The 11,859-nt window shown below is 40.3% G+C and carries 12 protein-coding genes and 1 other RNA gene; all 13 read right to left on the bottom strand.

Annotated elements, in window-relative coordinates; all coding sequences use genetic code 11:
• Positions 1-15 precede the first annotated feature (15 nt).
• A complete protein-coding gene (locus V1500_RS10595; RefSeq protein ID WP_409305522.1) occupies positions 16-153 on the bottom strand; it encodes a hypothetical protein in 138 nt (45 codons plus the stop codon).
• A 295-nt stretch (positions 154-448) separates the two neighbouring features.
• Positions 449-1,276 (bottom strand): prohibitin family protein, encoded by an 828-nt coding sequence (locus V1500_RS10590; protein WP_409305521.1) that lies wholly within the window; start codon positions 1,274-1,276, stop codon positions 449-451.
• Positions 1,269-1,421, bottom strand: coding sequence for a hypothetical protein (locus V1500_RS10585; protein WP_409305520.1), 153 nt, complete (start codon positions 1,419-1,421; stop codon positions 1,269-1,271). The genes V1500_RS10590 and V1500_RS10585 overlap by 8 nt, the downstream gene beginning before the upstream one ends.
• Before the next feature lie 443 nt (positions 1,422-1,864).
• A non-coding RNA gene (gene ssrS, locus V1500_RS10580) (6S RNA) lies at positions 1,865-2,061 on the bottom strand.
• Between the two features lie 95 nt (positions 2,062-2,156).
• Positions 2,157-3,197 (bottom strand): hypothetical protein, encoded by a 1,041-nt coding sequence (locus V1500_RS10575; RefSeq protein ID WP_409305519.1) that lies wholly within the window; start codon positions 3,195-3,197, stop codon positions 2,157-2,159.
• A 533-nt stretch (positions 3,198-3,730) separates the two neighbouring features.
• The gene (gene glnA, locus V1500_RS10570; protein WP_409305518.1) at positions 3,731-5,065 is read right to left on the bottom strand and encodes a type I glutamate--ammonia ligase; all 1,335 of its coding nucleotides are present in this window, start codon (positions 5,063-5,065) and stop codon (positions 3,731-3,733) included.
• A 42-nt stretch (positions 5,066-5,107) separates the two neighbouring features.
• Positions 5,108-5,512 carry a MerR family transcriptional regulator gene (locus tag V1500_RS10565; protein WP_409305517.1) on the bottom strand — a complete coding sequence of 135 codons (405 nt, stop codon included), beginning with the start codon at positions 5,510-5,512 and terminating at the stop codon, positions 5,108-5,110.
• 274 nt (positions 5,513-5,786) lie between these two features.
• Positions 5,787-7,019: an aminotransferase class I/II-fold pyridoxal phosphate-dependent enzyme gene (locus tag V1500_RS10560; RefSeq protein ID WP_409305967.1), complete on the bottom strand. Its 1,233-nt coding sequence runs from the start codon at positions 7,017-7,019 to the stop codon at positions 5,787-5,789.
• A gap of 50 nt (positions 7,020-7,069) precedes the next feature.
• Positions 7,070-8,326 carry a GTPase HflX gene (gene hflX, locus V1500_RS10555; protein ID WP_409305516.1) on the bottom strand — a complete coding sequence of 419 codons (1,257 nt, stop codon included), beginning with the start codon at positions 8,324-8,326 and terminating at the stop codon, positions 7,070-7,072.
• A gap of 414 nt (positions 8,327-8,740) precedes the next feature.
• Complete coding sequence (locus V1500_RS10550; protein ID WP_409305515.1) at positions 8,741-8,983, bottom strand: glutaredoxin family protein; 243 nt, start codon at positions 8,981-8,983, stop codon at positions 8,741-8,743.
• A gap of 32 nt (positions 8,984-9,015) precedes the next feature.
• On the bottom strand, positions 9,016-9,978 hold the full coding sequence (spoVK, locus tag V1500_RS10545; protein WP_409305514.1) for a stage V sporulation protein K: 963 nt from the start codon (positions 9,976-9,978) through the stop codon (positions 9,016-9,018).
• A gap of 418 nt (positions 9,979-10,396) precedes the next feature.
• Entirely contained in the window at positions 10,397-10,630 is a 234-nt protein-coding gene (gene hfq / locus V1500_RS10540) for an RNA chaperone Hfq (protein ID WP_409305513.1), read from the bottom strand.
• A gap of 29 nt (positions 10,631-10,659) precedes the next feature.
• Entirely contained in the window at positions 10,660-11,607 is a 948-nt protein-coding gene (gene miaA, locus V1500_RS10535; protein ID WP_409305966.1) for a tRNA (adenosine(37)-N6)-dimethylallyltransferase MiaA, read from the bottom strand.
• Positions 11,608-11,859 lie beyond the last annotated feature (252 nt).

The following is an 11,859-nucleotide window of genomic DNA, read 5'->3' as shown; positions in this document are numbered from 1 at the left end:
AAATTTTTGGATCGATTACAAGCTATCATCAACCGATTGAAGATTGTCAGTCTCATTGGTCGTCCTAGCTGTCTGCTCTCTCTCCTTATCTGTTCCAAAATGGTAATCCGTTAATTTGCCGGCATCCTTTGGCTGATAAACATCCTTTTTCATTCCATTTACCTCCTTAGTCATATGAAAACAAGTTTATTATAAGTGGTTTTAAGGAAAGTTATTCAGCATTACCTGTACCTTCAGGACGTTAGTGGACAGAAAAGATCTCAACCACCATCACAGTTCACATAATATATTTATCGGAAAATAGAGCATAAACAGCGCCGCTATTTCACATGTTCGCTCAAAAATTCTACAATGAGATTGATTGAGCAAGTAATCGTTTCAAACCTCCCACTAAAAGGTATTCAAAAGAGCCCGGTCATTGACCCGGGCTCTTGTTTCAATGGCACTATTATTTATTGTCTGTTATAACGGATTTGGCACCAGTCACTGTTACCCATCCGTGCTTCAGCCGGGCTTCGGCTTCTTTTAACTTGATTAATTCAGGCGTAATAGAATCAGCAAGTAATTTGTTTGCTTTCGCATCCCCTTCTGCTTTTGCGATGGCTGCATCGGCGTTTCCTTGCGCTTCAATTTTCTTTCTTTCTGCTTCAGCCTTTGCCAGTTCTATTTCTGTCTTTTTGCGTTCCAATTCTTGCTTCGCCTTCACAGTTGCGTCAATCGCGGTTTGTGTGGCTTTGTCCGGATGGGGGGTTCCCAATGTCAGTGCTTCGACGATAAATCCGTCCTTAGCTACGTCATCTGCAAACGTTTCTTGTACCTGAATGGATACATCCCCTGATTTTGAACCATATAGCTCTAAAACAGAATAATGTGACAACACCTTTCGGGCTGCATCCTTCAAGCGGCTCTTCATATAATTTTTTTCTAGTTCTTCAACTGGTATCGGACCGAATTCATTAAATAATCCAACTACTTTATTTGGTTCTACATGATAATTATAAGTAAAGTCGATCGTAACGTTTTTGCCGTCGGAGGTCGCTAATCCCAAATTATTAGCGTTGGCAGTTTGCTTTCGGACCGGGTATTCAGTTACTTTCTTAAAGAAACCTACAACATGCCAGCCTGGCCCAAGGGTTTTAGCCTCAACTCCGCCATTGGGTGAATAGACCACTCCAACATGGCCTGGTGCTATTTTTTCTATAAATAACGGTGTCAGGACGCCTGTGAGGATTAATACGCAGCCTATGACTAAGCCGCCAATTTTAAATCTATTCATCTTTTGTTTCCTCCCATTTTTCTTTGAATAGCTTGGACTTCTTCTCTGTCAGGCTTCCTATCTTGGAAAACAGGGGAGACAGCATAAACCAAACACCAATTGCCAATAAAATCAAAATAATTGCAGAACCGATAAAAATTTTCATTAATATATTCCTTTCTATAAAAATGACACCTGAATTATTATTCAAGAGTCTGTCCATTACTGTCAATAGGAAATTATGTAAATGAACAGCGTCCTGTTGCCTATCGCAACCTAATTCGATTTGAAGGTAGGAAACTAATCTTCAAGCGTAAACTGTCAGGGACTTTATATATTCTTATGGTGACAGTTCTTTAATTAGTCGGATTAATTTTGTTTTGCTATATACGGATTGAAGTTGGATGTTCCTTAAAGCTCCGTCAATCTGCTAATCGCCCAAGTCAAAAGTATGATTAGCGGGCAAATACTGACGGAATGTATTCGAAACCATTCTCAAAAGTAAAAAAAGAGAAACCTAAAAATTTGCTGCTCTTCAATGCATTGTGCAGTGTGTGTTTACATTAAAAAACCAGCCCCCTCTTGGGAACTGGTTTGGTATCGTGTTATGTAACGGCCGCTTTTGCCGTAGTTCGGTATAAGAAAGTTTTAAACCACCACTCCTCAAAGTGGGTGTTCGCAAAAACCTTCCTGCATGTCCTCCTTGTCATCTGGACAGGGGCTCGTCATTCCGGTTTCAATATAAAACTCCCTATTACAGCTTAAAGGTTAAAACTTTATTATCACTACGAACAATGCAGCTTATGACATTATATTACGTTAAACTGATCTCACTTTCAATGGTAATTCATTCCGTAACAACACAATGAAAATTGTTATATTATGGAAAACTGTTTGATGCTCACTCAAAAGATTTAAGCACACGATAAAGGACACTGTGTTTTTTGTCCAAAGTTGACAGGAATTCATCCTCAGAAGCATCTGGACTTAAAAATTTCGTTCTATTGATCTTTAGGGCTGCTACCTTTTTATTAATATTCCAAACTTCTTGCGTAACTCTAATGGTAATTCCATCTAATCCAGCAGCATCATCAGGAAGTTTCTGTAATTTAATCTCAGTGTAAGATTTTCTTTGGTTAAAGTTCTTATCCACCAAAATATCTGTTTTTAGGAAATTTCGTTTATCAAACATTCCTGATTTTTTCATCTCTGGCAGCGACTGATTAAACTCGTTCCTAAATTGCTTTATAATTTGCTTAAGTTCATTCATGGAGACCACTGTATCGTCTCCGCTCATTTTATTTATTTCTGTCAAAATAACAGCAAGTTGTTTGATGGATTTTTCGTCTTTAGACACATTATCAAGGAATTTTAAAAATAAGCCAGGTACTTCATTGGCATATACTTCGGCATGAATTTTATGACCCTTTACAGTATCGCCATGTACTTTGTATGTAACGTTCGTTTGAGCGTTAATATGTTTTGGATTTGGCAGATCAGCGACGATAGCCGGAACCAATGTAGATTGAATATTTTGAACGAAATCATTACCTGCTCCCTCACTCTGGACGGGTAAGCGGATGGCTTTAGATGCTTGGTCTACCAATAGAACCATTTGCTTTTTATCTGCATACAGCTGGAATGGAATTTTACCCTGTTTAAGCTGGACAAATCCACCCATGGAGAATGTATCAGGATTTTGCATTTTTGTTTGCACGTGAAATTTCATATTATCCAATAGATTCAGTACTTTTAAATAGTCGTTATCTTTTATCTTTGATTTCTTATAAGAAAGATCGAGTGAAAATACTGTGTAGCTTTGAGCCGACTTTATTTTCGAGTTATTCAAGATCATTTGATTCAGATTAACACCTTTAATTGAGTCGCATGCGGTCATAAGCAAAATAGATGCAATAAGTACTAGAAAGAGTTTTTTAAACATAGAATTCCCCTTTGTCTGGTTATAAATTGGAGTTTGTAAAATTATGCAAAATCTAACAATTTTGAAATAATTATACCATACTGCCACTTATTTCAAACAAAGACTTTGAAACTAAGCGTCCAAAACCATCAATTAAAGTAGATGGAAAATGGTTGTATTACATTAACTGTTTTTAAATATCCGAAACGGCCAAGGGTCCTGGAATAATTACTTAGCGCTAACATTGATTTCCTTTTATTCCTGATTTTTCAACGAAAACAAGAATGAACGAGGATTTGGATTCTCTACAGGTCTTTAATTTTTGACAAATATATCGCAAGTTGGAGATGGCACTTTGATAATCAACGTTTCTAAGAGACATGTTTTGTGCCCGTTGTGTCATTTTCACGCTGAAGAATCCCAATGGCATTCTATTACCACAACCAAATAATTAAATCGGCGTATTTACGGGGAGTCTTTATAGGATTCAACATTATTTATATGAAAGTCACAAGAAAAAACCCTTGACGCTAGAGCGCCAAGGGTCTTATTAATTAATACATGGTCATATACTGCTCGCGTTCCCAAGGGTGAACTTGTGTGCGGAACATATCCCACTCGATTTCCTTTGCTTCTATAAAATGTTCTAACAAGTGTGGCCCAAGTGCTGACTTAATCACTTCGTCAGATTGCAATTTATCAAGCGCAGCAGCAAGCGTTGGCGGCAGATCAATGATACCTACTTCTTCACGCTCTTCTTTGCTCATTACATAGATATTTCGGTCTACTGGAGCCGGTGGTGTCAACTTGTTCTTGATTCCGTCCAAACCAGCCTTCAAAAGTACTGCAAGTGCCAAATAAGGGTTAGCTGCAGGGTCAACGCTTCTAACTTCTACACGTGTGCTTACTCCGCGTGAAGCTGGGATACGGATCAATGGGCTTCGGTTCTTAGCTGACCATGCAACATAGCAAGGTGCTTCATAGCCAGGTACAAGACGCTTGTAAGAGTTAACTGTCGGATTTGTAATAGCAGTGAAGCTTGGGGCATGCTTAAGGATTCCAGCAATGAATTGTTCAGCTGTTTCACTTAGCTCCTGCTTGCCTTCCGTATCGTAAAATGCATTTTCACTGCCTCTGAATAGAGATACGTTACAGTGCATTCCAGATCCGTTTACGCCAAACAATGGCTTTGGCATAAAGGTAGCATGCAATCCGTGCTTGCGCGCAATTGTTTTTACAACCAGTTTGAATGTCTGGATATTATCGCAAGCTGTTATAGCATCTGCATATTTGAAATCAATTTCATGTTGTCCAGGTGCGACTTCGTGGTGGGAGGCTTCGATTTCAAATCCCATCTCTTCCAGCTCTAGTACGATATCGCGACGGCAGTTCTCGCCAAGGTCGGTTGGTGCGAGGTCGAAGTAACCTCCCCTGTCATTAAGCTCGAGAGTAGGTTCACCCTTCTCATCCAGCTTGAATAAGAAAAATTCCGGTTCAGGCCCAAGATTGAAATTCGTGAAGCCTAATTCTTTCGCTTCTTCCAAAATCCGCTTAAGATTTGCTCGTGGGTCTCCCTCAAATGGAGTTCCATCTGTATTGTAAATATCACAGATTAGTCGTGCCACTTTACCTTTCTCGGATGTCCAAGGGAAGATTACCCATGTATTTAAGTCTGGATACAAGTACATATCGGATTCTTCGATACGGACAAAACCTTCGATAGAAGAACCATCAAACATCATTTTGTTATCCAGAGCCTTTCCTAACTGGCTTACAGGGATTTCTACGTTCTTGATTGTTCCAAGAATGTCAGTGAACTGAAGGCGGATATATTTAACATTTTCCTCCTTAGCCATGCGCGTAATGTCTTCGCGAGTGTACTTAGCCATAATGAATAATTCCTCCCGTATACATCAATACTTTTATATTTTTTAATGGAAAAATCGTGACATATCACCCTGACGAAATGTTCTGTTTCTGCCGCCATGGATCAATTCATTCCTAAGCAGCTTTCTCAATTGTTCGTCAGTTAACTCACGCTTTTTCTCTTGTTCCGCCTGATTTGCAGATTCCCTTTGAGGCTCAGCCTCTTGCTTGACTGAAAAGATCTTTTTTATTCCGGCAAGATTTACGCCCTGTTCAATTAGTTCCTTGATTTCCAGCAGCCTGTCTATATCGTTTAACGAAAATAGACGCCGGTTTCCTTCTGTTCGTTGAGGAATTATAAGCTGATGCTCTTCATAGTATCTGATTTGGCGTGCAGACAGTTCAGTCAGCTGCATCACTATCCCTATAGAAAAAAGAGGCATCGACCGTCTAATATTATTGCTGCTCATTGGCAGCTTCCTCCTTTGATTAATTTCTTGAGTTAAATATATAACATGTTATGTTTCTTGTCAAACATATGTTAAGTTTTCTTACATAAAAATAAAAATTTATTATTTCACATCCAAAAGCGGAGGAATATAAGATTTCTCAGTTCCCTTTTGAATGAAACACCGGCTATAGACGAGTTCATTATAAGCTTGACAGTTGTTGTTATGCTTAAAATACGAAGATTTTATACTTTGATAACGGAAAAGAGGCAGCTGCTCCCGCAGCCGCCATCATTCAATCTAAATTAATTAGATTTTTATCTACCAAAGAATCTACCGCGCCCAGCACAGCGATTTTGACATGGGAGTATGTTAAACCGCCCTGTACATAAGCTACAAAAGGAGGACGCGCAGGACCATCCGCTGTTAGTTCGATACTTGCTCCCTGGATGAAGGTTCCTGCTGCCATAATGACATCATCCTCGTACCCAGGCATATAACTGGGATAAGGCGTTACATGGGAATTGACCGGTGAGGCAAATTGAATGGCCTGGCAGAAGGCAACCATCTTATCCCGGTCGTCGAATTGCACGGACTGAATCAGGTCTGTACGTTTTGCATCCCACCTTGGATATGTGTTCATACCCAGCTTTTCCAGAAAGGCAGAGGTAAATATCGCACCCTTCAATGCCTGTCCTACGACATGGGGAGCAAGAAAGAAGCCCTGATACATTTCCTGCAGGCTGTATAGGGACGCACCTGCCTCAGCACCTATTCCAGGAGACGTCAACCGATAGGAACAGGCTTCCACATATTGTTTTTTCCCCACTATGTATCCGCCTGTTTTAGCGAGGCCCCCTCCGGGATTCTTGATAAGGGATCCTGCTATTAAATCCGCTCCGACATGGCAAGGTTCTTTGTCTTCCACGAACTCACCGTAACAGTTGTCAACGAATACGATCACTTCCGGGTTGATTCCTTTTACGAAAGAGATCATTTGTTCAATTTCTGAGATTGTAAATGATGGTCTTGTAGCATAGCCCTTCGAACGCTGTATTCCAATCATCTTTGTCTTCGGGTTCATTGCGCGCCTTATTGCCTCATAGTCTACTTGCCCGTCCTTTGAAAGCGGGACAGCATCATAGCCGATATCAAATTCTTTCAGTGATCCGACACCTGATCCTCTGATGCCCACTATCTCTTCCAGGGTGTCATAGGGTTTGCCCGTAATATATAATAGTTCATCTCCTGGGCGCAAAATACCAAACAAAGAAATGGAAATGGCGTGAGTTCCTGAAATAATCTGCGGCCTGACAAGACCCGCTTCCCCTCCGAATACATCAGCATAAATCAATTCAAGTGTGTCCCGCCCTGCATCATCATATCCATAACCTGTCGACGGTATGAAGTGTGAATCGCTGACTCGATATTTTTGGAAGCTTTTTAACACACGATACTGGTTTGCTTCCATTCTTTCATTTACCTTCTTATGAAGAGGAGAAATGATTTCCTCTACCTGATTGGCCATATTCTGTAATCTGGCCCCGTGTTTCAACTGCTCGTACATCTTGTTCTCCTTTATTTTGCAAATTTCTCGAGTTGCCCTGTAAGCGGAATATCTTTCAAGATATATCCAGCACATTCATATTGCTCTTTTTCTTCGTCAAATTGAAGCGAACGAAGGATCGTCTCGTTTTTAAGCTGTGAGAGCAGCTTCCCTTCACTGGAAGGCACGAACACATGGTAATGCTCCATTTCTAATATTACTTTTTCTTCAATCAGCGCAAGAACCGATTTGAGGTCTTGTTCATCATAAGCGGAAATGATAAGAGACTTTTCTTTTGAGGACGGAACGAAGTCTGGATGCCGGATATCTTTCTTATTATAAAGAGTCAGCTCTGGAATTTGGCTAACCTCTAAATCGGCCAGCAAATCATGCACCGTTTTTTCATGGTTAAAATAATCTTCGTTTGACGAATCTACGACATGAAGCAAAAGATCCGCTTCCTGCACCTCTTCCAGGGTCGAACGGAAAGCTGCTACAAGAGTTGTAGGCAGGTCTTGGATAAAGCCTACTGTATCAGTCAGCAAAACTGTAAATCCACTTGGGAGTACCATTTTCCTCGTCAAAGGGTCGAGAGTAGCAAACAGCAAGTTTTCTTCGAATGAAGAAGCTTCAGTCAGCCGGTTGAAAAGGGAAGATTTCCCTGCATTTGTATAACCAACAAGCGCAACCTGGTATGCCTTATTCCGTTTCCTTCTTTCCCTGTATCTTTCCCTGTGCTTAACAACTACGTCCAGCTGTTCCTTTATATCGTCAATCCGCCTGCGAATGTGGCGACGGTCGCTTTCTAGCTTCGTCTCACCAGGACCTCTGGTACCAATTCCTCCTCCAAGGCGTGAAAGGGCCGTACCCTGTCCAATGAGCCTTGGCAGCATATATTGAAGCTGTGCAAGCTCTACTTGCAGCTTTCCTTCCTTAGAGCGTGCACGCTGTGCGAAAATGTCCAATATCAGCTGTGTTCTGTCAATGACCCGGGCTTTTAAATGCTCAGATAAATTCCTGATCTGGCCAGGAGTCAATTCATCATTAAATATAAGCAAATCCGGTTCGAGCTCTTCTTCCAGATTGATCAGTTCTTCTACTTTTCCTTTTCCTATATATGTAGAAGGATGGATCCTGTCACGCTTCTGTGTGACCGTAATCAATACTTCACCGTTGGCAGTATGTGTCAGAGAGGCCAGTTCTTGCAGGGAATATTCAAAACGGGAATCGTCCTCGCCTGTCTGGCAGCCCACCAATATAGCTTTTTCTCTGTCTTTTTCTATTTCCATAAAATTCACCCTCCTTGTTTAGGGTCTCCACTCTTCATCATAACAGAAAATGAAGCTTTACAAAACAAATGCCTAATTTACTCTTTTTATTCTGATTGGTCCGTGGCAAAACTGTATTTGGGAAATGATTTGCCCCTCCCTTGAAAAATACATGGCTTTTATTATTAGAATCGTTATCGTTGCTTCTTCTATACAAGATTGTTTCATAGAACCTATTTATTCTTTGACACATATTGTGAATCCCTTGTATTTAATATTTTATTGCGCTGCACTCAATCTTATCGGACAAGCAGCATCCCTCTTTTTATTATAGAGCCCTTACTGTTTAGTCCTTTGGAAAACCTTACACCGTCTATACCGGTTCCAATATATAATATAAATCTGTAATAAAAAAAGGCCCTAAGGCCATCTTTTTCATATTTGCTGTCTGGCGAAAGTCAGAATTGCCTGAGGATCAAAACCTAATACCCAATTACTGTTTATCTGAATTTGCGGAACACCCAATTGCCCAGTTTCCTGGACAAGTCTTTCAGCAGCCTGATAATTTTCCTGAACATTCACTTCCGTATATTCCAATCCTTGTTCCTCCAGGAAGTTTTTTGCCTGTACACAATATGGACACGTATTTGTAGAATATAATATAATGGAATTCTGCATCGAGATTGTATCCTCCTTTTTGGATTGGATTATTAAATAAGATCCTCTTCAGCGTCTTCTTCAAAGTAAAGGTCCTGGCTTCGTATTGTGAACAAATCGTTCCTATCATACGTATCATCTATGAGCAGCCTCATGGCCTGTGTCCTTATGGATTTTTCGATTATATTCCTTATATAGCGCCCATTTGAGAAAGTAATTGGACCCATAGCTTTAAGATACATAAGATGCATTCTTAGCTTCCTCTCTGCATCCCTGCTAAGTCCGTATTCTCTTTCATTAAGCATTCTATCCCCTATTTCCATCAATTGGTCAATTGAATAATCCGGAAAGTCAATTACAAGCGGAAACCTCGAATGCAAGCCTGGATTCAAGGTCAAAAATTCCTCCATCTCCCTGGAATATCCAGCCAGTATCAAGATGAATTCATGCTGGCGGTCTTCCATGTGTTTAACCAGAGTATCGATCGCCTCTTTTCCGAAGTCCTTTTCTCCACCTCTCCCCAGTGAATAGGCTTCATCGATGAAAAGTATGCCGCCAATTGCTTTTTTGATTAAATCCCTTGTCTTCTGGGCTGTATGCCCGATATATTCCCCAACAAGGTCTGCCCGTTCCGCCTCTATCAAATGGCCCTTTGAAAGCACATTCATCTTTTGAAACAGCTTTCCTATCAATCTGGCTACAGTTGTTTTACCCGTACCAGGGTTTCCCTTAAACATCATGTGCAGCGCCTGTCGACCTGTTTTAAGTCCTTTTTCTTCCCTTTTTTTATTCACATAGATCCAGGCATATATCTCCTTAATCATGCGCTTCATTTCTTCCATTCCGACAAGGGCGTTCATTTCTTCTTCAATTTCCTTAAGAGCCAGATGCTGGATAGGCAGCTCTCGCTCGGAAATATTCCGTAAAGGAGGATCTTTTTTCACTGTTCTCCTCTTTTGTCCGTTTAGAACGATATTTATTTGTCCATTGTCTTTCATACGGATAGGTTGGTCCAAAGCATTCACCTCTCTATATTACAAACAGTATATGCTGGCATTTTGGAAAATGTGTGGCGAATGCCCACAAACGAGCCTTCTGAATGACAAAAATAGACACAGTCTTTTACTTGGCTACATTTTTTGCTAAATCTCTTTCATATGCTATGAATCTTGTCATTTCCTGCGCTTTCCCGAGAAATATTTCCTTACCACGAAATATTTCCTTCTCCTATATATATTCAGAATGATGGTAACTCAGTATCTTTAATTGGGTGCTAATGAAGAAATATAAGTCTCTGGATTCTAGGTGGAGTGTTTCGGTTCATTCCCCCGATATCCTGCTTGTCAATGAGTGTAATAGAGCGCGATGAGGATCTTAGATACTAATTTACGTTAAATTGAAAACAGGCGCCACAGGCGCCTGTTTTTGTGTTGTTTATTCCTTTGCTTCGAAATCGATTGGTACGTTTCGCTGAGGTGCAAATGTAGAGATTGCGTGTTTGAATACCAGCTGCTGTTTTCCTTCTGATTCGAACAATACAGTGAAATTATCAAACCCTTTTATTTGTCCCCTTATCTGGAAACCGTTTAGTAAAAAAACGGTCACATAAGTTCCATCTTTTCGTAATTGATTTAAAAATTGATCTTGAATGTTAACGGATTGTTTCATTGTAAATCCTCCTCTATTCTCTCTATTTGTTATTTATTCGCTTTTATTAAGAGCTTTCCTGCAATAAAAGCGGATATTTCCTCAGTTTTTTTTGCAAAGCCTTCGGTATCTGTCATATCATACCAAACGACATCCATCTTATTTCGGAACCAGGTAAGCTGCCGCTTGGCATATCGGCGGGAGTTCTGTTTAAGGGCATCTAATGCTTCATTCAAACTGGTTTTGTGGTCAAAGTAATCATATAATTCTTTGTATCCGATTGCCTGGATAGACTGGCAGTCCCTTAATCCCTGCTGATAGAATTCCCTTACTTCCTGTACGAGCCCTTGTTCTACCATCAGGTCTACCCGCTGGTCGATGCGCTGGTATAATTTTTCCCTTTCCATGGTCAGCCCGATAAGCAACGTATCATACTTCATTTCTTTTGGCTGGTCTAGGAGCTGGTCGGTCATGGTCTTGCCTGTGCAATGATAGATTTCAAGAGCCCGAATGACCCGCCGGACATTATTGGGATGTATCCTTTCAGCCGATTCCGGATCAATGTTTCTTAGTTCATCCATGACAGAATCAATTTCTCCTGCATTTATCCGGTTTTCCAGGTGTTTTCGGTAAGCGGGATCAGTTGGGGCTTCTGAAAACTGATAATCATAAATAACAGACTGGATGTAAAGCCCCGTGCCTCCTGCTATAATGGGTAACTTCCCTCTGCTATGTATATCAATGATTGCTTCATTGGCTCTTTCTTGAAATTCTTGTACATTGAATGGCTCATCGGGATCTTTAATATCAATAAGATAGTGGGGTATTCCTTCTTTTTCAGCTTCTGTTATTTTGGCAGTTCCGATATCCATCCCTTTATATACCTGCATCGAATCACCGCTTATGATTTCACCGTTAAACCGTTTTGCAAGTTCTACACTTAATTTCGTCTTGCCTACTGCAGTTGGTCCGATTATAACAAGAAGCTTTGGCTTTATACGTTCCAATTCCATTCACTGCCTTACTTAGTTTTTTCCTATTTTACCATAATTTTTGTTGCAGCAGTAACACATCTAACCAGTATGAACAAGAATGGGACGAATTAATCAAATAAACGCACAAAAATCAATACCCCATTTTTATTGATTGCAACCATGTTCCTTGCACCTTTTACCTATTATTCTTTTTCATTCATGGGAAATTTGAAAAATGAAAGAGGTGAAAATCACCTCGGTCATACAGAACTATAA

The organism is Peribacillus sedimenti, assembly GCF_046237635.1.
Taxonomy (GTDB): Bacteria; Bacillota; Bacilli; order Bacillales; family DSM-1321; genus Peribacillus; species Peribacillus sedimenti.
The sequence above is the reverse complement of the archived record's forward strand: the minus strand, read 5'-3'. Positions and strand labels throughout refer to the sequence as shown.

What these genes read in the sequence shown, in the direction of transcription:
- V1500_RS10595 (WP_409305522.1), bottom strand. Translation starts at nt 153, where the DNA reads ATGAAAAAGGATGTTTATCAGCCAAAGGATGCCGGCAAATTAACGGAT.
- V1500_RS10590 (WP_409305521.1), bottom strand. Translation starts at nt 1,276, where the DNA reads ATGAATAGATTTAAAATTGGCGGCTTAGTCATAGGCTGCGTATTAATC.
- V1500_RS10585 (WP_409305520.1), bottom strand. Translation starts at nt 1,421, where the DNA reads ATGAAAATTTTTATCGGTTCTGCAATTATTTTGATTTTATTGGCAATT.
- V1500_RS10575 (WP_409305519.1), bottom strand. Translation starts at nt 3,197, where the DNA reads ATGTTTAAAAAACTCTTTCTAGTACTTATTGCATCTATTTTGCTTATG.
- glnA (WP_409305518.1), bottom strand. Translation starts at nt 5,065, where the DNA reads ATGGCTAAGTACACTCGCGAAGACATTACGCGCATGGCTAAGGAGGAA.
- V1500_RS10565 (WP_409305517.1), bottom strand. Translation starts at nt 5,512, where the DNA reads ATGAGCAGCAATAATATTAGACGGTCGATGCCTCTTTTTTCTATAGGG.
- V1500_RS10560 (WP_409305967.1), bottom strand. Translation starts at nt 7,019, where the DNA reads ATGGCCAATCAGGTAGAGGAAATCATTTCTCCTCTTCATAAGAAGGTA.
- hflX (WP_409305516.1), bottom strand. Translation starts at nt 8,326, where the DNA reads ATGGAAATAGAAAAAGACAGAGAAAAAGCTATATTGGTGGGCTGCCAG.
- V1500_RS10550 (WP_409305515.1), bottom strand. Translation starts at nt 8,983, where the DNA reads ATGCAGAATTCCATTATATTATATTCTACAAATACGTGTCCATATTGT.
- hfq (WP_409305513.1), bottom strand. Translation starts at nt 10,630, where the DNA reads ATGAAACAATCCGTTAACATTCAAGATCAATTTTTAAATCAATTACGA.